We start from the raw sequence: 21,390 nt of genomic DNA on the forward strand, positions 1-21,390 counted from the left end.
TAATTAAGCGTGATTAAAAATAAATCTACCTTCAAGTTAGCCTTACTAACAACGGTTGCTTCTTTATTGCTAGCCATTACCTTAGCAACAATATTTTTCGGTGATTATGGTGTTTCTATTCAGCTGTATTTAAATGCGCTAATACCAAAAACCTTAACAGGCGCGTTAACTTTTATCTTATTACTGACACCTGCTTTAGCTATTGGTTTGCCACGTCAAATTGCCGCATTAAGTGCAGGCTTTTTATTTGGTGCTGGCTTTGGCGTATTGCTAGCGACAATTTCTGCCATAGTCGGTTGCTTAATAACATTGCTATTAGCGCGTAAATTATTAAGTAATTTGGTTGAGCAACAGTACCCAGAGCCTTTAGCAAAAGTCAGTTATTTTTTTAGTCATCACACCTTTATTAAAGCGCTGATTATTCGATTGGTACCAGCAGGGTCAAACTTCTTAACGAATGTGTTGGCAGGAACGGCAAGAACACCTATATCACCTTTCATTTTCGGTTCAGCAGTAGGATTTATTCCACAAATGACAATATTTTCATTAATGGGCGCAGGCTTGCAGGTTAATGGTCAGCAGCAAATGATGCTCAGCTTGGTATTACTCGTTATGGCATTATTACTCAGCGGCTATCTTTATAGAAAAAATATCAAGCGTCTACCTTTGATATAACAACACCAGTTAGCTGTTTACTCTATGTCTGGCAATAGCTTGGTATCATTATGTCGCCAAGTAGTTCATTTGATCTACGCCATAAATGTCGACCTATTAATATCGTCCTATTAATAAGTGAGCGGACAATAAAAAAGAGGCCGTAGCCTCTTTATTGCATCACATTATAAATTTTACTTTAACGTTAATAAGTGATTTACAAGATTGATGTAATCTTGCTCAAAGTTATTTCGGTCAAGGCCTTGAGCATCAACACGGTACTTACCGTTAACAATAACTGCTGGTACACCTTTCAAAGCACCCTTACTAGCAAAATAGTCTTGCTGCTTTTTCATTGCTTTGGCTTTACTTACTACACCAAAGCTCTTCATTAACTTATCGAATTTTTCGCCGTCTGCACCATTAAGTACGAAAACATTGCGAATATCTTTTTCTGAAGTAAATACGGCTTTTTGCACATGAATATAGTTGAACATTGCACCAATAACTTTTTTCTCTACACCCATTTGATGAGCAACAACAACCGCTTTAGTCAACATTTGTTGCACTTTAGGTGAAGCAGCACGTAAGAAGTCAACATGGTTCATTTCGAACTTAGTATCTGCAGGTATAGCTGTTTTTAACTTAGCCATAAACGGTTCAAATTGAAAACAATGAGGACAATAAAATGAGAAAAACTCTCGTACTTCTGACTTCGCGGTAACTTCTTCATTAACCTTAGTGTAATGCTCGCCTTCAGTATAGTTTGCTGCGAATGCGAATACTGGTAATAACATTAAAGCGAATAAGCTCACTAACTTTTTCATAAAAATACAATTCCTAATCATTAAAAAATAAAATAATAGTGCTAAGCCAACCTAATAAGGGAGTAAGCTTAACGGAGGCTGTTGCAGTGCTGACATTTGCTCTTTAAGCATCAAAATTTGTTGTTCCCAATATTTCTCAGTATTAAACCACGGAAAATTATGAGGAAAAGCAGGGTCTTGCCAGCGTTTACATAGCCATGCCATATAATTAACTACTCGCATAGTACGCAATGATTCAATTAAAGGCAATTGATTGGTCTCAAAGCTATGAAATTCATCGTAGCCAGACAATATAGTATCTAACTGCAATAACTGCTGTTGTCGATCACCACTGAGCATCATCCAAATATCTTGTACTGCAGGCCCCATACGACAATCATCTAAGTCGACAAAGTGCGGGCCTTTATCTGTCCATAATATATTACCGGCATGACAATCACCGTGCAGGCGAATCTGTGATTTAGGTTGGTATTGTTCACTTGCAACTTTGATCACTTGTTCTAAAATCGTAAAGAACGGTAATGTTAATCCTGAAGGAACAAAGTTAGATTTCTCTATCAGCAACTGTGCTTGCTGCAACATTTCTTCACTGTTAAATGTTGGTCTTTTAGTAAAGGGCTTTTTAGCGGCAACCGCATGAATGCGTCCTAAAAATCGGCCCATCCATTCTAATTGGTCTAAATTATCGACCTCAAAAATACGCCCTCCACGACATGGAAAGATAGCAAAATGATAACCCTCATATGAAAACAAAGACTCACCATCAATTTTCATTGGCGCCACTAAAGGTAATTCATTTTCATCTAACTCAAAAGAAAACTCATGCTCCTCTCTAATTTCAGCCTCACTCCACCGCTGCGGCCTGTAGAACTTAGTCACATATTTAGTTTTATCAATATCATGAAATTGATAAACACGGTTTTCATAACTGTTTAATGCCAGCAATCCGCTATCGACAATTAAGCCAGTACTTTCTAGGCCATCAAGAATTAAATCAGGTGATAGCGACGTGAAATCAAATACTGACATTAGCGTTTATTAAAGAAGCGGCTTTCATGTTCAAGCTTGACCTCATCCGTGTCTGATACTAATTCAATAACAAAACTTATATCTGTCATATAACCTTCAAGTTCATAAGGGTCTACTGAAAGGCTAATCGGCAGCGTATACACTTTTGCTGCCTTTACTATCACCTCTTGTTCACCGTGCCATTTAGTGTTGTTAATGCCTTTTACTGACAGGCGATAACGATTATCTTTTTGAGATTTATTAAGAATTTTTAAAGTATAAACATTCTCAATGTCACCATTAAAGTTCTCTTTAGCTAATTCGTTTCTATCGCGAATAATATCGAGTGATACCGGCACTCGGTTCACCATTTCTATCACTAATAAGCTGGTCATTACAATCAATACAAGTGCGTAACCAATCAATTTCCCTCGAATAAGGTGGACCTTTTTCCCTTCGAGCTCATGCTCTGTAGTGTAGCGAATTAGACCTTTGTCATAACGCATTCGCTCCATAACATCATCACAGGCATCAACGCAGGCACCACAGTTAATACACTCATATTGCAAGCCGTTGCGAATATCAATACCGGTAGGACAAACCTGAACACATAAATTACAATCTATGCAATCTCCTAAACCAACATCTTTTGGTACATCTTTGCGGGTACGTGGCCCGCGATTTTCGCCACGTTTAGCATCGTAAGAAACGGTTAACGTGTCTTTATCAAACATCGCTGACTGAAAGCGAGCATAAGGACACATATGCAAACACATAATTTCACGCATCCAGCCCGCATTACCGTATGTACAAAATGCAAAAAACCATACCGTTGCTGCCAAAGCAAATGAGGCATTAAAGGTAAAAAAGTCCACAAACACTTCACGCATTGGCGCAAAATAGCCGGCAAAGGTAAGCGCCGTTAAAATAGAGAAGAAGCCCCAACAAAAGTGTTTAAATGCTTTACGCCAAAACTTATTTACGTTCATTGCTTGGCTATCAAGCTTTTTACGCTGATTAGCGGTACCTTCAATTTTTTCTTCAAACCAAATAAAAATAAAAGTCCATACGGTTTGAGGGCAAAGGTAACCACACCACACTCGCCCTAAAAAGGTCGTCACAAAAAACAAAAGGAATGCACTGAGAATGAAAAGCCATGCGAGTAAGGTTAAATCTTGAGGCCACAATGTGACACTCCACAAAGTAAAACGCTGTTCACTGATATCGAATAAAATGGCTTGGTGTCCGTCATATTGCAACCATGGTAAAACAGCAAATAATGCTAAAAAGAAAAAATTCATCTTTTTACGCAGTTGCTGAAATACACCTTTTACTTTACGAACATAAATTTGATCACGAGGTGCATAGTTCTCGTGCTTAGCGGGCTGATGAATTTGAACATTTTTAATCGGAATTTGCTGACTAACGTGAATGTTTTTATCTTTTGCTTTCAATGCGGTTCCTTTATGACGTTAAGGCTATTTAATTATAACGGATCAGCTAGCGATACTTATCAAAAAATTAGCAATAAATTGTAATAAATTGCTTTGTAGGCACAAAATTGATTACTCTATAACTATTATTATGACATTTCGTCTAAGAAATCGATAATGCTATGTGTGGTTGCTTCAATAACAACAAAATAGTTTGTTATTTGTACGCACATATAATTATAAGGCAAGGTATGAAAAAATTATTGATCTTGATCGTCGCTGGCGCATTATATTTTCATTATTATCCCAATGAAAAACTTAATAGCTGGTTATTCGAACAAAAACAAACAGTACTAGGTTACTTTTCAGACGCAACAGATACTAAAGTGCGTTTAAAATCAGATAAAATATATCAAGACTTAGCAAAAGATTTTGGCCAATTTAATAGCCAAGAAAAAGCATTTGTTGCTGAAATGACCAGCAGTCGTGAAAAAGTAAAAACATTTAACGAGCAATACTGTAAAACCAAGAAACAAACACCAAAATTACATCGCGATAATTTAGCTAAAGTTTGTTATACCATCAGCAAGTACAGTAATTTATTATAATAACCAATAGTTTTAGACGATCAGACCATACGCTGATCGTCTTATTAACTAAAAACGCATTAAACTAATCTAAGCTGAAAGCTTCGCTAATAAACGCGCAAAACTGTCACCACTTGCTTGCCCCTGCACATGCTCTGTATCTCGAATAACAAATTGCCCGTTTACCATCACGTCTTGCACAGGATTTTGTTGGCTAGCAAATATAATACTGTCGAGTAGATGAACATCGTCGTGAGCAAATAAACGTAATTGGCTATCATCTAATACCAACAAGTCAGCCTGTTTACCAACCGCTAATGCTCCGGTATTGCTATTGGTACTTTGCGCGCCACCCATAGCGGCTTTTTGCCATAAATTTTGTCCAACCGACTTTTGTTCGCTCGTTGCCAACATAGCGCGCTGTTGCTTACTTAAACGTTGTGCATACTCAAGCCAACGTAGTTCTTCAATTGGGTTCACAGAAATATGGCTATCTGAGCCAATAGCAAAAGTGCCATTTTCTCTTAAAAATTCATCGGTGGGGAATATCCCATCACCTAAGTTTGCCTCTGTGGTCGGACAAATACCTGCAATAGCTTTCGAGGCTATTATTCCTTTTCGTTCTTGCTCATCGATATGTGTTGCGTGAATTAAACACCAATATTGATCTAGGTCAGCATTGTTGAGTAACCATTGCACTGGTCGTTGACCATAGTGCGCCAAACAATCTTCCACTTCTTTTTTCTGCTCAGCAATATGTATATGGATAGGTGCTTGTGCATCGAGCGAGCGAACATGCTTAACCGCCGCTAGTAATGAGCTTTTATCAACCGCCCGTAAAGAATGCGGCGCAATACCCACGTTACAATTAGGTTGTGCTTGAGCAAGTTTAAAACAATCACTCACTAACTCGTTAAATTGCTCAACGCTATTAATAAAACGTTTTTGTCCATCAGTCGCCGCTTGTGGTCCAAAGCCACTAAAACGATACAATACTGGGAGAATAGTTAACCCAATACCAGACACTTTAGCCGCATCAAATATAGCTTGTGACATTGACGCTAAATCGTCATGGTTTTGTCCATCAATTTCGTGATGAAGATAATGAAACTCTGCCACACGGGTATAGCCCATTTTTAACATTTCAATATAGAGCTGGTTTGCAATAACTTGTACATCTTTTGAGGTTAATTGCCCCAAAAATTTATACATAATATTTCGCCAAGTCCAAAAGCTGTCGTTACCTTCACTACCTTGCTCACTAAAGCCAGCAAAAGCGCGTTGAAAAGCATGCGAGTGACAGTTCACCATTCCAGGAATAACAACACCTTTTGCTTTTTCAGCGCCAGCTACATAGCCAGAGGCAATATCAGTAATAACGCCCTGCTCAATGGTCAACGTTTTTTCATTTGCCCAGCCATCGGCTAACAATATTTTTTTAGCAAAAAGTTTCATTATTACACCTTATGAGTTCGTTACACTTTTATTAGCATTTTCAGTCGTCGCAAAAGCTATCAGGGTTTTAACCAGCGTTTCAAGTTTAGGTTGTACCTGCACTGCCAGTGTTTCGTTGTAGGTCATAGCTTGCTCATTCATATAGGTAAATTGTGACAGTTCTAATTGAATAGCGTGATAATTAATCTCAGGTTTACCGAAGGCCCGTGTAATATAGCCCCCTTTAAATCTACCATTACAAACCATAGTGTAAGGGGCATAATCTAAACCTGCTATGGTAGAAATCAACTCAGGTGAACAACTTTTACCGTCAGCATTGCCAAAATTAAAATCGGGTAATTGGCCTTGAAAAAACCTCGGCACTTGTGAACGAATAGAATGGGCTTCAAGTAATACAGCTTGACCAAATTGAGATTTAATTTCCTGCATTGTTGACGCTAAAGCTTGATGATACGGTTGCCAATAAAGTTCAACACGTTCGGATATTTGCTCAGGAGTAGGCTGACAATCGTTCTTATATAAAGGTGATAAATCAAATGCGGTGGTCGGACAAAGTTCTGTATTGTTAGCACCTGGATATAAATCAACTCCGTCAGGATCACGGTTTAAGTCAATAACATAGCGATTAAATTTAGGAACTAATATATAAGCCCCCAGTTTTTGAGCAAAAGCGTACAAACGATCCATGTACCAGTCAGTATCGGCTACTTCATGTCCTTTTTCTGTCATCACCTCAGCAATATCTTTGGGTATCGCTTCACCGTTATGCGGCATGCTAATAAGCAAAGGTACAGAGCCTTTAATTAACGTGTAACTATTAGACATTTAATCCTCTCGTAATTGTATATACAACTTAATTAACCATAATTTACCACTTCATTGATAAAACAGGAAACCATTTCGTTCTGCAACCGTAAATTCACGTAGGTAATGTTAATCAAATCCATTAATACTGAGTTTGCTAATAAAGCATAAACCAGCACAATAAGCGTAGCGTGCAGTTTTACCTTAAAATAAATGCTTAAAACCTTAAGTTAATCGCTTTTATGAATCACAAAGCACAATATTAATCACTTTACTGATTACCGATCATATTTGATAATAACCGCATATCGAGCAACACTACTATTTTATAAACTATAAACGGAGCCATTATGTTAGAAAATAAAGAGCAACAAAAAGTCCCTAATGTTACTTTTACATTAAGAGCAAACGACGAGTGGACAACGCGTACTAGTGATGAAATTTTTAATGATAAAACTGTTGTGGTTTTCTCATTACCTGGTGCTTTTACACCAACGTGTTCATCTTCACATTTACCACGCTACAACGAATTAGCACCAACGTTATTTAAAAATGGCGTAGATGAAATTATTTGTATGTCAGTTAACGACACATTCGTAATGAACGCATGGGCAGAGCACCAAGATGCCGACAACATTAGCTTTATTCCTGACGGCAACGGTCAATTTACTGATGCTATGGGCATGCTTGTAGACAAAGCTGACATTGGTTTTGGTAAACGCAGCTGGCGTTATGCAATGCTAGTTAAAAATGGCATTATTGAAAAAATGTTTATCGAACCTGATTTACCAGGCGACCCGTTTGAAGTATCAGACGCTGACACTATGTTAAAGCACATCAATCCTTCAGCATGTCAAACGTCTGCCATCACAGTATTTAGCAAGCCAACTTGTCCATACTGTAAAAAAGCAAAGGCATTGTTAACTGAAAAAGGTTTAACATTTGAAGAATTAGAAGTTGGCAAAGATGTTAACTTAACTATGTTTAAAGCAATTACTAACGCTGACACTGTTCCACAAGTATTTATCGATGGAAAAAACATTGGTGGCAGCGAAGCATTAGCAGCTCACTTTAGTTAATTCATTATTAACTAGGTTAAACATTGTTTAGTCTAAATATAATAAAAACGGCGCATTGCGTCGTTTTTTGTTTTTTGCCTTTTAACTATTAACTCACGCCATGGTAGAATAGTGCACAAAATAGCTAAGGCCAAACAATATGGATCATCAACCTTACAACCCTCTACATGGGCTAACGTTAAAAATTATCGTCACACAACTCGTTGAACACTTTGGTTTTACTTACCTTGGCAAAGAAATAAAAATCCGTTGTTTTACCGATGATCCTAGTATTAACTCAAGCTTAAAATTTCTCAGAAAAACCCCTTGGGCAAGAGAAAAAGTTGAAGCACTTTATATTCAACATAAAAGTAAACTCAGCGATGAAAACCCATCCGCTTAAATTAGTCTTAACATATAGCGCAAAAGTATTTATCAATTTGGCCGTAAAGTGTGAAACTGCTCACATATAACCATAGAAATTCATCAATATGACAAACACTCATCACTACATTTTAACTTGGCAATGCCCAGATACTTCAGGTGTGCTTGCAAAAGTCAGCCAAAGTTTATTCCAGCATGGCGCATTTATTACTGAAACTAGCCAATACAGTGATCCTTATACCGATACATTTTTTTCACGTATTGCATTTGATGATCGTGAGCTAACAGTAAGTTTTGAAGAGTTCAGCCAAGCGATTGAACTGCTAGCCAAGCCTTTGAACATGAATTATCAATTGCGAGAAAAGGCCAATTTTCCTAATGTGGTCATTGCAGTTTCAAAAGATGACCATTGCTTAGTCTCATTGCTAACAAAATGGAAAGCGGGTGTATTACCGGTTAATATTGTTGCAATCACATCAAACCACCAAGATTGTCAGGCACTAGCACAATGGCACAATGTGCCGTTTCATCACTTACCGGTTAATAAAGAAAATAAGGCACAGCAAGAACAAGCCTTATTAGATATTTATCAACAATATAACGGCGACTTGCTAATACTTGCCCGCTACATGCAAATATTATCAGACGAGCTTTGTAACAGTTTACGTGGCCAAGCTATTAATATTCATCACTCTTTTTTACCAAGTTTTAAAGGCGCAAAGCCTTATCATCAAGCTCATAAACGCGGTGTTAAGATCATTGGTGCTACAGCACATTATGTTACTGCTGACCTTGACGAAGGACCGATTATTGTTCAAGAAGTAAAACCGATTAATCATGCTTTTACTATTGAGCAAATGGTACATTTAGGCCATGACCTTGAAGCCACAGCGCTATGCCACGCGGTGAAAATGCATGCCGAGCAACGCATTTGTATTAATAAAGATAAAACCGTCATTTTGAATTAGCTTTAAATGAGTACAAATATAAAACAGTCTGCCGCTAAGGCGCATTTCCAAGCTGTTATATTCAAATAACTCTGCTACATTGGAGCACAAATATCTTGTCAACATTTGTGCGCCAATATGATCCAATATCAAATTTCCCCCTTAACCCAAATAGTCATTTATTTGAGGTATTGCTATCTTTTAAAAGTACTCCGAGCCAAAGCTATACGTTAACGTTACCCGCTTGGTTGCCCGGCAGCTATATGATCCGAGATTTTGCAAAAAATATTACCGAAATATGCGCAGTTAACAGCAAAGATGAAGTGATTGAATTAACCAAAACTGATAAACAAACTTGGTTAATAGAGGCAAGTGATGAACAGGTTCAGGTTCGTTATCAAGTGTTCGCTTTTGACCTCTCAGTACGTACCGCCTATTTAGACAGTCAACGTGGCTTTTTCAATGGCAGCTCAACATTTTTACAAGTAGAGGAATTAAGTGAGCAACCCTGTCAGCTTAGTATTTTGCCATCAACTTTATCCGAACATAGCCAGTGGCGTGTAGCAACAGGATTAACCCGAGCAAATGGCACAGAAAAATATCAATTTGGCCAATATACTGCTGATAATTACCAACACTTAATTGATTGCCCAGTAGCCATAGGTGAGTTTGATAGCACCGAATTTACCGTAGAAGGTGTTGTTCATCACTTAGTATTTACCAGCAAGCATTATGGTGATACCCAACAACTAGCGGAAGATGTTAGCAAGTTATGTCAACATCACATCAGCTTATTTGGTGAAGCTCCATTTAAAGAGTATTGGTTTATTACCCATTTACTCGCCAACGGCTTCGGTGGTTTAGAACACAAAAACTCTACTATTTTACAAGCAGGTCGTTTCGATTTACCCAACCCGCAACAGTCGTCATCACAGCGTTCTGAAGATTATAGAACCTTCTTAAGTTTATGTTCACATGAATATTTTCACGCCTGGAATGTTTGTCGTATAAAGCCAAAAGAATTTGTTCCTTACAATTTAAAACAAGAAAGCTACACCAAGCAGTTATGGGCTTTCGAAGGAATTACCTCTTATTACGATGACTTTTCACTTTTCCGCACAGGCATCATTAACTTCGATGAGTATTTGGCAATAATAGCGAAAAATTCTACACGAGTTAATCGCGGTGTAGGTGAGTTAAAGCAAAGCATAACCGCTTCAAGCTTTGACGCTTGGACCAAGTTTTATCAACAAGGCCCTGATGCGGTTAATAATATTGTTAGCTACTACGCTAAGGGCGCAATTATTGCGTTATGGCTAGATTTAACTATTCGCAGTAAATCAAATGGCCAGTATAGTTTAGACACTTTAATGCGAGAGTTATGGATACATTTTGGTCGCACCAATATCGGCACCAGTGAAGAAGACTTCATTAATATTGCCAGCATGCTTTGCGGTGAAGATATTTCGTCAATATTTAAACAACACTTATACAGTAATAAACGCATAGATTTAACGGTTGAACTGGCTAATTATGGTATTGAATTGCAACAGCATAAATTCAAAAAGTTAAACAGTTTAGAAACAACCTCTGAGACAAATTTTCACGCTTATATAGGTGCAAATTACAAAGCGCAGCCTTTTGGGTTAATGATCACACAAGTATTAGAAAAATCACCTGCGGCCAAGGCAGGGTTAGCCGTTAACGATGTACTCATTGCGCTTGACGAAGTAAAAGTTACAGAGCAATCGATACAAGCTATCGTTGAACATCAACCTGAAAACAGCGAGCTAACATGCCACTTTTTTAGGGATGACCAACTGTTAAGCTCAACAATAACCGTTATCGACTCACCGTTAGCAGGTATAGCATTCAAGGTCGTTGACGATATTTTAGTGAAGCACTGGCAAGATATTATTCCCAATGGTTAAGGTCGCTTTATAAAACCTTTGTAAACTAAAGCGTACGTAATTACTGACAACTTTACGTCGTAAAACTCAGCAGAAAATTAGGGTGAATTATCGAGTTATGGTAAAAATTACCTATTCGATAATCGCTCTATTTATAATTTAAGTACTAACCTTATGATTAATTTAAAACGCTTCCACCACGTGGCTTATCGCTGTAAAGACGCAAAAGAGACTGTCGAGTGGTATCAAAAACATTTAAATATGGAACTCACCGTTGCCATTGCAGAAAATGAAGTACCTTCAACCAAAGCGCCAGATCCCTATATGCATATATTTTTAGATGCAGGCATGGGCAATGTTTTAGCCTTTTTTGAAATTCCAAACTCTCCTGATATGGGCCGCGATGAAAACACGCCAACATGGGTTCAACATATCGCTTTGGAAGTTGAAGATTTAGACGCGTTAGTGTCAGCCAAAAATGATCTGCAGTCACACGGTTTAGATGTATTAGGCCCAGTAAATCATGGTGTGTTTAGATCTATTTATTTCTTCGATCCAAATGGTCATCGCCTAGAGTTAGCGGCAAATACAGGCACAATTGAGCAATATGCCGAGCTTAAAAGGGTTGCACCACTCATGGTTGAAGAATGGTCAAAAACTAAAAAAGCGCCATCTCATGCAGCTTGGTTACACCAACTAGATGACTAATATTTAACAAAAATAACGCTACAAGCCTTATTAACGAAGAGCTTCGTAATTAAGGTTTGGCAAAAATCATTCAAATATTTGCCCGTTTTTGTAAGACATTGCCCACTAAAATTGAATAAATAAAAATTAAATTACACTTATTAACAAATTTATTACACTTAAAAACAAAGACTTGCTGAATTTTAGTTTTTTTGCGTAATAAACAAACAAAAAAACCGCTTGATGCTTGACGAAACTCACGTAAAGTATGGGTCAGCTACATAGATAGCACTAAACAAAACGGATAATAATTGCACGGACAGCAATAAGCGTTAACTAACGCAGAAGAAAATTTAAAATACGGATGGTTTAATAAAGCTTGGGATAAGCACTGAATATTTCGCCTAAAAAGGCATTAGGGATAGCTCAAAAAAGTGTCAGGATGACCGATAAAAATAAAATTAAGCACGGAAATAATAATAAAAATAATATTGGAAATTAAAAACCCAACAGGGACCGTAACAAAAGGCTAGGATAGCCACTTAAGAATCGGGATTATATATGTTGGCAATTGCCACATTTTCTCAAAAAGCGACGTTAATAACGTCGCTTTTTTTCTTTCTATCGCGGTTTACTGTGGAATGTCGTAAAATAAGCACAATTGTTCATTATTTTAAGTTATTACTATGTCTCGTACGAAAAAATCACGCAAGCCAGGCACCGGTTCTATTGGCATCCTAAAAGATGACAAAAAGAAATTGGTAGAGCCAAAGCCGCGTAGAGCAAAAAAATCAAATGGTAACGAAGCGGGTAACCGTCAAAAAGAAGCCACACCAAAAATTAACCAAAATCAAAACTCTGCAAAGAATAAAGATCCTCGCATTGGTAATAAAACACCTATCGATTTAGGTAAGCCAGTTAATGCGCCGATAAAAACTAAGCCAGCTAAAAAAGTGCAAGATAATTCACCTATCGCGGCTATCCGTGTGGTTGAAACAGGTGAATCATTAGCTGATCAATTAAGCCGTATTGAGCAAGACCCTAGATTGCTTGAAATACTTGAAAAACAAGATAATGAAATAACCTTAACGTCAGAAGAGGTTAACTATTTCAATACGCTGATGGAACAGCACGAAAAAATCAGTCAAGAATTAGGCCTAGATGATGAAGATGAAGTTGTTGAACAAACTCAGAAGTCAGATTCAGAAGATGATCTATGGGACAAGTTTAATAATAGTGATTTATCAAAATTTGAATAGGTAACTTAAATGCTATCAAATCCTTGGGTATATCTAGCTTTATTAGCCTTTGTAATTATTGGTGTTTTAGCAGCAATAGCCGTCAAGCTATTGCGCCAATTGAAGCTTCAAACGCAAGCACAAGAGCAAAAAGAAATAGCTCAGCAGCTAGCATTGCAACAGCATGATAAAAAAATAATCTCCAGTGTTATTATTATTGTGCGTGCAATGAAAGAAGAGCAATGTGATATTGCAGAAGGTTGCTGGCGATTAAGCGTACTGCTTGATTCATTAAAATTAAGCCAAAATTTAAATGTTCAGTTTCCTTCAGTATTCAAGTTTTATGAAGCTATAAAGCACATGCCTATTTTATCAGCACGTAAAAAGCTGGATAAAAAATCACGGATGAAACTCGATTTTGAGCGTATGAAGCTTGAAGCTGAAATGGCTGACGATATTCGTAAAGATATCGAGTTACTACACCAGTACGCTAATGAACGAAATAGTATGCTGAGTGAATCCACGACTTAAAGCATTAACAATTTTATTGATGCCGTTAGTGAATACTGCGGCTCAATACTTTCCCCACAAAAACCTCATAAAAAGCCCTGTATCCAAAATTAAATATACGCGACAAATTTTTCACGATAATTAAACCATAAATAACTAATTTACTTCAAAGATGCCCATAGTATTGAGCTCGATCAATGTTTGAGTTGCTAGTTTACCTATAATATCGAAAAATGAATAAATCGGTATTCTTATGCGAGCAACACAGTTTTTTGATCAGGCACTATTAAAAAAATATAACACCAGTGGCCCACGCTATACTTCATATCCAACCGCACTAGAATTTAATGAACAATTTAGTTACACCAACTTAGTCTCTGCGATAAAAGAGTCACCCAATAATGAGTTGTCCTTGTATGTGCATATCCCATTTTGTCATAGCCTTTGCTATTACTGTGGTTGTAATAAGGTCGTCACACGTCACCGAGATAAAGCTGACACTTATCTAGAGTTTCTCGCACAAGAAATTACCGAAAAAGCGGTATTATTCAAAAACTATACCATCAAGCAGTTACATTGGGGTGGTGGTACTCCAAGCTTTTTGCGGCACGAACAAATGGTAAAACTAGTAGCACTGCTAAAAGAAAATTTTACCTTTGCAGAGCAAGTAGAAATGAGTATTGAAATAGACCCGCGTGAAATAGAAATGAACCTAGCTGAGCACCTTTACAGTCTAGGATTTAATCGTTTAAGCATTGGCGTGCAAGACATTGATAAAAAAGTTCAGCAAGCAATTAACCGAGTACAGTCGACCGAGTTTATTGCCAGCTTTATTGCTCATGCCAAACAAGTCGGCTTTAAATCCATTAATATTGATTTAATCTACGGCTTACCGCATCAAAATATAGCAACCTTTACTCGTACACTAAGCAAAGCCAATGAAATGGCTGTTGACCGCATTTCGCTATTTAGTTACGCACATATGCCAACACGCTTTGCCGCACAGCGTAAACTCAAGGATGAATGGCTACCGAGCATAGAGGAGAAATTTGCATTGATGAAACTTGCCATAGAGATGCTCTGTGACTTTGGATACGAATTCATTGGTATGGATCACTTTGCAAAACCTGAAGATGAATTAGCTATCGCTCAAAATGCCGGAGACTTGCACCGAAATTTTCAAGGCTACACAACCAAAGGTGGTTGTGATTTACTCGGTTTAGGTGTTTCGTCAATTAGTGCCATTGGTAATAGTTTCAGCCAAAACACCAAAGAGCTACAAGGCTATTATAAAGCGATTGCTACAAAGGCACATGCTCATGAAAAAGGGGTAAATTTATCTCGCGATGACATTATTCGAGGTGAGGTTATTCGCGAACTTATGTGTAACCTTTACCTCGATAAAAATAAAATTAATGAAAAATTTGCTATTAGTTTTGATGACTACTTTGCTGACGACTTACCTTTGCTGCAAACCTTCATTCAAGATGGGTTAATCAGTAATACTAGAGATCACCTTCGTGTCGATCAAAAGGCTAGGCTGTTAATCCGCAATATTTGCATGAGCTTTGATGCATACTTAAAACAACATATAAACACACAACGCTTTTCTCGGGTAATATAAATTAGCTTTATAATTGCCCTAAACTAAATCGACAATCAGCGCTGAAAAACACCAATTCAGCGACATTACCCTTGTCATCTTCACGAGCTAAATCAACCCATTGATAATAAACATTACGATGTACCTTAGCTTGTAAGTTACGTCTAACCCTAACGTATAAAGCACCATCTTCACTAGCTTCTAAGGGGTGATCAGCATTTAAAATAAAGCTGTCATCTAAATTAGTCGTAACTTGCATACTGGTTTTTTGCTCATCTAACCATTGCCATTGCGTTAAAATAAAAGGTGCATCAGCCACCATTATTCCAACTTTTTCAACCGGCGTTACTAGAAAGTATTTATCAGCTTCTTTTTTCAAAACCGAGGCAAATAATTTCACCAAAGACAAACGTTTAAAAACAGTACCATTATAAAACCAGCTACCATCCGACTTTATTTCTAAATCTATATCACCACAAAAAGGTGGATCCCATAATTCAACCGGCGGCATTTTTTTAGCATTACCCTGCTGAGAGTCAGAAATTTGCGCTGATATTTTTTCTAATGACATAATGGTTAACTTATTAGATAGCTTTACTTCATATTAGCAAGTTAATGGTAAAAGTTGAAATAACCGAATAGCTGACCGCCAAGCAAAAAATCATTCATCACTCTAAAAAATTCAAAAAAAACCTGTCGAAATGCAATATTTCACTTGTCATATCACTATAAAATGCAATACAATCCTCGCGCCTTATCACTGGGCGCTTCAAGTAATATCAGTGGTGGCTATAGCTCAGTTGGTAGAGCCCCGGATTGTGATTCCGGTTGTCGAGGGTTCAAGTCCCTTTAGCCACCCCATTTCTTCATATGTCTCTTTATATTCAATTATTTAAAAAATCGTCAACTCGATAGTAATCACCTGTGATTCCGCATTTCAAGTGCGCGAGGGTTCAAGTCCCTTTAGCCACCCCATTCTTTTATATATCATGTGTTTTCAATTACTTAAGAAATTCGCTAACTCGATCGTAATCACCTGTGATTCCGCATTTCAAGTTCGCGAAGGTTCAAGTCCCTTTAGCCACCCCATTCTTTTATATATCATGTGTTTTCAATTACTTAAGAAATTCGTTAACTCGATCGTAATCACCTGTGATCCCGTATTTCAAGTGCGCGAGGGTTCAAGTCCCTTTAGCCACCCCATTTCTTTATATTTTTCTGTATATTCAATTATTTAAAAAATCGTCAACTCGATAGTAACCACCTGTGATTCCGCATTTCAAGTGCGCGAGGATTCAAGTCCCTTTAGCCACCCCATTTATTTATATTTCTCTTTATATTCAATTATTTAAAAAATCACCAACTCGATCGTAATTAGCTGTGATTCCGCATTTCAAGTTCGCGAAGGTTCAAGTCCCTTTAACCACCCCATTTTTTCTTGCCTTTTCAAAACTCAAAACCTTTTAGCATTTTAATACTATAAATATCTATGTATTATCACTCCTTTGAAAATTCTATAGATATGTGAGGAAAAAGCTTACTTTATTAGATATATATCCATATTATTAACAATGCTGTTCAACCCTCGCATCGAGCTATGCTGTTATCTACTTTAACCATAAGAGCATCCTGTAAAGCGTTATAGCAAATAAATAGTCGTCGGGTATTAAGCACAATTTATCAATTTTTATTAAAGGCATATCAAGATGAAATTTATCCAAGTATTAAGTTCAGCAATAATAGGAACTATAGTGATTGCAGGTTGTGCTAAAAACACAATAAACGAAACATCGAGCAAGCCAATTCCTGCAGCTAAATTTGATTTATCAACATGGAAAATTACCATTCCGACAGATAATGATAATAATGGCAAAGTTGATCAGGTAAGCAAAATTGATATTCAAAATTATAGCCATCCTGATTATTTTTACCTTGATGACGAAAATAATATGGTCTTTGCTACGCCCAATAAAGCCTTTACCACAGCCAATTCAAGCAACACACGGAGTGAACTGCATCAGTTATTAGGCGGACCTCAGTTAACAAACTATGCGCCAGGCAATAATTTCTCTTTAAAATCACACAAAAACGCTCAAAGTTATGCACAAATAGGCGGTAACTTACAGGCTACAGTTAAAGTTAACCATGTCGCAAAACGCGCTACTTACCCAGAAAAAAATCCTGCTTATTCCGTTGTTGTAGGGCAAATTCACGCCACTAAAGATAAAACTATCGTCGCTGAAGGAAATGGCTTTGGCTATGGTAATGAGCCGATAAAAATATATTTTAAAAAATGGCCAAATCATCAATATGGTTCAGTATTCTGGAATTATGAACGCAACTTACCAAAAGCAGATCCTAACCGTGTAGATATTGCCTACCCAGTTTGGGGTGAATTGTGGAGTGAAAGCAATGAACCTGGTGAAAATGGCATAGCGTTAAACGAAGCGTTCAGCTATGAAATAAATGTCGTTGAAGATATTATGCACTTAACTTTTACAACCGCACGGCACAAGCCAGTTACCTTTCAAATTAACTTAGCAAACAACATTGATGCTAACGGTAAAGTTGATAAATTCGACCATCCTCATGGCTACAAAGGTGATGCATTGTTTTTTAAAGCTGGTGCATATAATCAATGTAGCATTAAAGACGACCCTGGCTTTTGGTACCCTAAATGTTTAGGTACAGGTGACTGGAAAACTGATAAGAAAAATGGTGATTATGCGCAAGTGACCTTTACACGTTTAGTTACTGGCATGAGTAAAAAGCTGCAATAATGTAAACTTAACAATAATTCGGCTAAATAAAATGTAATCGTATTTTAGCTGATTTAATAAATTGCCTCGTTAATCGGGGCTTTTTATTATAACGAGAATAAAATGATTCATGTGATGGTAACGACAACTAATACCATTTAACTGACCCGTACTTCGCCGTGTATTGATCAAAAAACCTTCTTATTTGGCTAGTGTATTTGACTTTATTTATGCTTACATACTTTCCTTACTGCACTTACATGGGCTGATTAATACAAGCCATTATTTAAAATGTATTTTTTATGTTTTAGCTCATTAGTCATGCTTATCAACTCCACGAAGTCTAAAAATAAGTTTGGCTAAATCGGTATCAGCGGCTTTAATTAAAGGTAGATTTACTCTCCTAATTTAACCTTTATTGATAACACACAGGTGAGGAGCCATACCATTCGTTTGCAAGTCGAAGCGAGAATACTCTTGTTCATGTCAGCGCCGTGCATGTGTTGTGGTAAGTTTAATTTATACAATCTAGATTCAAGGAAAATGATGAAATTAAAATATTTTGCTCTATATGGCTTAATTACTTTGCTTGGCGCTTGTAGCCAAACGCCTAGAGTGTCGGATCAGTCTACCCCATCTAATCAATCGTCATCGATAACAAAAAATGACCCGAGCATGTTTAAAACAAACCGCGCCTGCATTAATATTATTAAAGAATTTGAAGGAGTTCGCCTCAATGCTTATAGAGGTCTCTCAGGTGCTTTCCTCATAGGTTACGGTCATATGGCTGATGTTCACAAAGGAATGAAGATATCGCAAAAGCAAGCGGAGAAGTTGCTAAAAGAAGATTTAAATCGATTTGAAAAAGACGTTGCCCGACATGTTAAAGTGCCGATAACAGAAAATCAGTTTAGTGCAATGGTTTGCCTCTCGTATAATATTGGTAGTGGTAATTTTTATAAGTCGACAGTACTGAAAAAAATTAACAACAATTTACCGATAGAAGCAGCTGATGCCATTTTAATGTGGAATAAAGTTAATAAAAAGGTAAACCTTCATCAAGTTAAACGTAGAAAAATGGAAAGAGCTTTATTTATTAAGCCTTAAATAGCCATACATAATAAATAAAGGGTAAGTTGTACATCACCACAAATTACCCTTAAATCCAAGCTATTACATGAACAAAACCCGTAATATCTAGCTTGATACACATTAATCCTACTAAACCCTCGACGACCTAGTTGTGATTCCGATATTTCAAGTGCACGAGGCTTTAAGTCCCGCCACCCCATTCTTTTTATTTTTAAATTAAAACCTCAAAAACTTGAGTATACAGCCACTTCATTATTATGTAGCTGGATCAAATTTAGATTTCCTCAAGTATTCTTCTGGTTTAAATCTCTAATAATACGTACTGAGCGTTAGTAATAATATTGTCGAAGATAATACCGGCCAATAGCCGAATGATAACAACTTAAACCACCGGTGGTTCTTATGACTACTTCGCTCATTTTTAAAATATTGATGCCCTATGACCATGACACTGAATATAATTAAGTACAAAAGAAAATAAAAATATTCAAAATAAACAACTTCTGAAATTGAAAGACGTTCACGCATACTATAATGTGCAAGTAGTATAGTGAAAGCTATAGCGATAATATTATCTCTGATTTCGCCATAGGAAGAATACGGAATGGTTTGAAGAGTAATAAACAAAATGCTCGCTATAATCATGAAAGGTAGTAGCGAGGTAACAAATGGGCTTATAAAGTTTCTTTCGATCATAATGCTGTAATATAACTCAGGTGTTTTACCTTGGGTATTAAAACCCGACAGTCCAAAGTTACTATTATATTGGTGGTATATATAATTAAAGTTACTTGCTTTTAACGACCAGCCATTAAGTACAATGTCATCTATTATCGCCATATTAGCACCAGGCCCAATCTGACTATAAGACTCAAAATCAGGTACTAAAACAACCCCCTTGCCAAACTGTCCAGGCCATAGTCTAATCCACACATTTTTTTGATCAAAAGGATACTTAAAGTAATCAAAAGATTGACGAAGTTGTGCGTTAAATCTCCAGCCAATTAACTCTTCGCCACTAGTCGAACTTTCACGATACACTTCAACGACTTCAGAGCTTACGGCTTCAGGGAGTAAAAATGGCTTACGCTCATGCGGTGCTATTTGAGGGGGAAATTTATGCCAAACAAAACCAGTAATTTTTACATTATTCGCGGTGATAAATTCTAGTGATTCTACCGCTATACCCGTAGGTAAAAATATGGAGTTCGGTAGGCGCATGTCATGCAACCTTTGTGTTAAACCTTGTTCAAAAGCCTCTCTTTGAGCAATACTTGAAACAGTGATAGAGCTTACACCTCCCTCTACTGGGTATACTCTAGCTAATACCCAAACCAAAATTGTCGCCAGCATAAACAAAGAAGCCACAAACACTGAAATGCTCCATAGCACTTCAAAGTTGTTAACAAACACAATATACAAAAAGCTAGCAAGCAGTATACTCAACACTCCCCAAACAATAAGTTCAATGTTGGATCTTCTAATAGTATCAGCGTTCGCTTTAAAGGCATCGGCAGAAACTTTAGTAATAAGTGTCCAGTCAGTATTTGCCACTTTAGTACAAGCAATAAGGTATGTCTGGGATGACTCTTGTTCGACACTGTGAATACGCACCCCGTTGTAGTCGCTCCCTATACATTGGTCAGCGGTGGTTAAAAAATTGAATTCTGGCACTTTTACTAAAGTACTCACATCATTATCGCCTCGCACAACTGAAGAAATAGGGTGAGAGATCAATTTTCCTTTATTAGAAAATAGCATTGCATAACCATCAATTTCAAAGGGAAATTTTTTAAGTTCAGTAGTCAAAAAACTTAATGATACGTCTGAAGGGATCACACCTATGGGTTTTTCACCGTTAATTTTTGCTGACGCAGATTCATAAAAAGGCACTGAGAATGTTGTCATATGTACGCCATTATTTTCAAAGTATGGCTCTGTCCATAATGACCTTCCTTGCATTGGCGCGTGATACCATTCATATTGCTCTAAATCTTTATCGTAATACGTTAAATTAGAGTAAGTATTTGTTTCGCTAATACGCTGGTAATAGGGGCTAAAATATTGTCGCTCTGGCGAGAAATAAAAGGGCTTAAAGGTAACATTTAAAGTGAATAACTCTTTGTTTTTCTCAAACTCTGCTTTTAATATACTTTCAATATTTTGTTTATTTTTACTCGCCGTCACTATTTCTGAAAACCTAATGACGTGCTGTTGAATTTTTAACAGTTTTTGACTAATTTGCGCTGCAGACTCGCTTGTTTGTTTAACTACAGTGTTTTTCATCGACAGATGAAATGCGACAGAGTCATTTTTTAATGCAATATAACTAGAAATGGTTATGCCTACCGTAACCACAGTTAACAAACTTAATATTAAGAGAAAAAAGTAACGCTTATTTTTCGAGTGTTTTTCAGCCATTTCAACCAACTTT

Annotated in this window: 19 protein-coding genes and 1 tRNA gene; 13 read left to right on the forward strand and 7 right to left on the reverse strand. The window is 37.1% G+C overall.

Translation table 11 applies throughout. From position 1 onward, the window contains the following. Positions 1-9: 9 nt before the first annotated feature. Positions 10-675: a VTT domain-containing protein gene (locus DBO93_RS17355; protein ID WP_108457448.1), complete on the forward strand. Its 666-nt coding sequence runs from the start codon at positions 10-12 to the stop codon at positions 673-675. 173 nt (positions 676-848) lie between these two features. Here the strand turns inward: DBO93_RS17355 and DBO93_RS17360 are convergent, their stop codons facing one another. From DBO93_RS17360 to ccoG, 3 genes are read right to left on the reverse strand one after another with little or no spacing between them, the layout of a single operon-like run. Then, positions 849-1,481 (reverse strand): DsbA family protein, encoded by a 633-nt coding sequence (locus tag DBO93_RS17360; protein WP_108457449.1) that lies wholly within the window; start codon positions 1,479-1,481, stop codon positions 849-851. A 51-nt stretch (positions 1,482-1,532) separates the two neighbouring features. Beyond that, on the reverse strand, positions 1,533-2,510 hold the full coding sequence (locus DBO93_RS17365; RefSeq protein ID WP_108457450.1) for a serine/threonine protein kinase: 978 nt from the start codon (positions 2,508-2,510) through the stop codon (positions 1,533-1,535). Next, the gene (ccoG, locus tag DBO93_RS17370) at positions 2,510-3,943 is read right to left on the reverse strand and encodes a cytochrome c oxidase accessory protein CcoG (protein WP_220466068.1); all 1,434 of its coding nucleotides are present in this window, start codon (positions 3,941-3,943) and stop codon (positions 2,510-2,512) included. The genes DBO93_RS17365 and ccoG overlap by 1 nt, the downstream gene beginning before the upstream one ends. Positions 3,944-4,173: 230 nt before the next feature. Between ccoG and DBO93_RS17375 the strand changes: the two genes are divergently transcribed. Beyond that, positions 4,174-4,530, forward strand: a complete 357-nt coding sequence (locus DBO93_RS17375; RefSeq protein ID WP_108457451.1) for a hypothetical protein — start codon at positions 4,174-4,176, stop codon at positions 4,528-4,530. A 69-nt stretch (positions 4,531-4,599) separates the two neighbouring features. On the opposite strand, the gene DBO93_RS17380 is transcribed toward DBO93_RS17375, so the two are convergent. Both DBO93_RS17380 and hutG read right to left on the reverse strand, forming a co-directional pair. Further along, positions 4,600-5,964, reverse strand: a complete 1,365-nt coding sequence (locus DBO93_RS17380) for a formimidoylglutamate deiminase (protein WP_108457452.1) — start codon at positions 5,962-5,964, stop codon at positions 4,600-4,602. Positions 5,965-5,973: 9 nt separating this feature from the next. Then, positions 5,974-6,789 (reverse strand): N-formylglutamate deformylase, encoded by an 816-nt coding sequence (gene hutG, locus DBO93_RS17385; RefSeq protein ID WP_108457453.1) that lies wholly within the window; start codon positions 6,787-6,789, stop codon positions 5,974-5,976. A 329-nt stretch (positions 6,790-7,118) separates the two neighbouring features. On the opposite strand from hutG, the gene DBO93_RS17390 reads away from it, so the two are divergent. The 8 genes from DBO93_RS17390 to hemN all read left to right on the forward strand — a co-directional run bounded on the left by DBO93_RS17390 (position 7,119) and on the right by hemN (position 15,126). Further along, positions 7,119-7,847: a glutathione peroxidase gene (locus DBO93_RS17390; protein WP_108457454.1), complete on the forward strand. Its 729-nt coding sequence runs from the start codon at positions 7,119-7,121 to the stop codon at positions 7,845-7,847. 139 nt (positions 7,848-7,986) lie between these two features. Then, positions 7,987-8,229 (forward strand): VF530 family protein, encoded by a 243-nt coding sequence (locus DBO93_RS17395; RefSeq protein WP_108457455.1) that lies wholly within the window; start codon positions 7,987-7,989, stop codon positions 8,227-8,229. Between the two features lie 88 nt (positions 8,230-8,317). Next, positions 8,318-9,178 carry a formyltetrahydrofolate deformylase gene (gene purU, locus DBO93_RS17400; RefSeq protein WP_108457456.1) on the forward strand — a complete coding sequence of 287 codons (861 nt, stop codon included), beginning with the start codon at positions 8,318-8,320 and terminating at the stop codon, positions 9,176-9,178. Positions 9,179-9,273: 95 nt separating this feature from the next. Continuing rightward, positions 9,274-11,088 carry a PDZ domain-containing protein gene (locus DBO93_RS17405; protein WP_108457457.1) on the forward strand — a complete coding sequence of 605 codons (1,815 nt, stop codon included), beginning with the start codon at positions 9,274-9,276 and terminating at the stop codon, positions 11,086-11,088. 153 nt (positions 11,089-11,241) lie between these two features. Continuing rightward, a complete protein-coding gene (locus DBO93_RS17410) occupies positions 11,242-11,775 on the forward strand; it encodes a VOC family protein (protein WP_108457458.1) in 534 nt (177 codons plus the stop codon). A 665-nt stretch (positions 11,776-12,440) separates the two neighbouring features. Further along, on the forward strand, positions 12,441-13,013 hold the full coding sequence (gene yihI / locus DBO93_RS17415) for a Der GTPase-activating protein YihI (protein WP_108457459.1): 573 nt from the start codon (positions 12,441-12,443) through the stop codon (positions 13,011-13,013). Between the two features lie 9 nt (positions 13,014-13,022). Beyond that, positions 13,023-13,523 carry a DUF2489 domain-containing protein gene (locus DBO93_RS17420; RefSeq protein WP_108457460.1) on the forward strand — a complete coding sequence of 167 codons (501 nt, stop codon included), beginning with the start codon at positions 13,023-13,025 and terminating at the stop codon, positions 13,521-13,523. A gap of 232 nt (positions 13,524-13,755) precedes the next feature. Beyond that, the gene (gene hemN, locus DBO93_RS17425; RefSeq protein WP_108457461.1) at positions 13,756-15,126 is read left to right on the forward strand and encodes an oxygen-independent coproporphyrinogen III oxidase; all 1,371 of its coding nucleotides are present in this window, start codon (positions 13,756-13,758) and stop codon (positions 15,124-15,126) included. 7 nt (positions 15,127-15,133) lie between these two features. Here the strand turns inward: hemN and DBO93_RS17430 are convergent, their stop codons facing one another. After that, positions 15,134-15,676 carry a DUF1285 domain-containing protein gene (locus tag DBO93_RS17430; RefSeq protein WP_108457462.1) on the reverse strand — a complete coding sequence of 181 codons (543 nt, stop codon included), beginning with the start codon at positions 15,674-15,676 and terminating at the stop codon, positions 15,134-15,136. Between the two features lie 214 nt (positions 15,677-15,890). Here DBO93_RS17430 and DBO93_RS17435 point away from each other — a divergent pair. The 3 genes from DBO93_RS17435 (at position 15,891) to DBO93_RS17445 (ending at position 18,971) form a co-directional block, all read left to right on the forward strand. Continuing rightward, positions 15,891-15,966, forward strand: a tRNA-His gene (locus DBO93_RS17435). An 845-nt stretch (positions 15,967-16,811) separates the two neighbouring features. After that, complete coding sequence (locus DBO93_RS17440) at positions 16,812-17,885, forward strand: polysaccharide lyase family 7 protein (protein WP_108457463.1); 1,074 nt, start codon at positions 16,812-16,814, stop codon at positions 17,883-17,885. A 522-nt stretch (positions 17,886-18,407) separates the two neighbouring features. Beyond that, a complete protein-coding gene (locus tag DBO93_RS17445) occupies positions 18,408-18,971 on the forward strand; it encodes a lysozyme (RefSeq protein WP_162533821.1) in 564 nt (187 codons plus the stop codon). A 294-nt stretch (positions 18,972-19,265) separates the two neighbouring features. Here DBO93_RS17445 and DBO93_RS17450 read toward each other — a convergent pair whose 3' ends face one another. Then, entirely contained in the window at positions 19,266-21,377 is a 2,112-nt protein-coding gene (locus DBO93_RS17450) for a cache domain-containing protein (protein WP_108457465.1), read from the reverse strand. Positions 21,378-21,390: the final 13 nt, after the last annotated feature.

Origin of the sequence: Colwellia sp. Arc7-D, assembly GCF_003061515.1 — a bacterium.
Classification (GTDB): Bacteria; Pseudomonadota; Gammaproteobacteria; order Enterobacterales; family Alteromonadaceae; genus Cognaticolwellia.

Bases quoted from the DNA above. Each gene is read 5' to 3' on its own strand.
- purU (WP_108457456.1), top strand. From the start codon at position 8,318: ATGACAAACACTCATCACTACATTTTAACTTGGCAATGCCCAGATACT.
- DBO93_RS17450 (WP_108457465.1), bottom strand. From the start codon at position 21,377: ATGGCTGAAAAACACTCGAAAAATAAGCGTTACTTTTTTCTCTTAATA.
- DBO93_RS17410 (WP_108457458.1), top strand. From the start codon at position 11,242: ATGATTAATTTAAAACGCTTCCACCACGTGGCTTATCGCTGTAAAGAC.
- DBO93_RS17375 (WP_108457451.1), top strand. From the start codon at position 4,174: ATGAAAAAATTATTGATCTTGATCGTCGCTGGCGCATTATATTTTCAT.
- hutG (WP_108457453.1), bottom strand. From the start codon at position 6,789: ATGTCTAATAGTTACACGTTAATTAAAGGCTCTGTACCTTTGCTTATT.
- DBO93_RS17420 (WP_108457460.1), top strand. From the start codon at position 13,023: ATGCTATCAAATCCTTGGGTATATCTAGCTTTATTAGCCTTTGTAATT.
- DBO93_RS17430 (WP_108457462.1), bottom strand. From the start codon at position 15,676: ATGTCATTAGAAAAAATATCAGCGCAAATTTCTGACTCTCAGCAGGGT.
- DBO93_RS17440 (WP_108457463.1), top strand. From the start codon at position 16,812: ATGAAATTTATCCAAGTATTAAGTTCAGCAATAATAGGAACTATAGTG.
- DBO93_RS17445 (WP_162533821.1), top strand. From the start codon at position 18,408: ATGATGAAATTAAAATATTTTGCTCTATATGGCTTAATTACTTTGCTT.
- hemN (WP_108457461.1), top strand. From the start codon at position 13,756: ATGCGAGCAACACAGTTTTTTGATCAGGCACTATTAAAAAAATATAAC.
- yihI (WP_108457459.1), top strand. From the start codon at position 12,441: ATGTCTCGTACGAAAAAATCACGCAAGCCAGGCACCGGTTCTATTGGC.
- DBO93_RS17365 (WP_108457450.1), bottom strand. From the start codon at position 2,510: ATGTCAGTATTTGATTTCACGTCGCTATCACCTGATTTAATTCTTGAT.
- DBO93_RS17390 (WP_108457454.1), top strand. From the start codon at position 7,119: ATGTTAGAAAATAAAGAGCAACAAAAAGTCCCTAATGTTACTTTTACA.
- DBO93_RS17360 (WP_108457449.1), bottom strand. From the start codon at position 1,481: ATGAAAAAGTTAGTGAGCTTATTCGCTTTAATGTTATTACCAGTATTC.
- DBO93_RS17395 (WP_108457455.1), top strand. From the start codon at position 7,987: ATGGATCATCAACCTTACAACCCTCTACATGGGCTAACGTTAAAAATT.
- DBO93_RS17380 (WP_108457452.1), bottom strand. From the start codon at position 5,964: ATGAAACTTTTTGCTAAAAAAATATTGTTAGCCGATGGCTGGGCAAAT.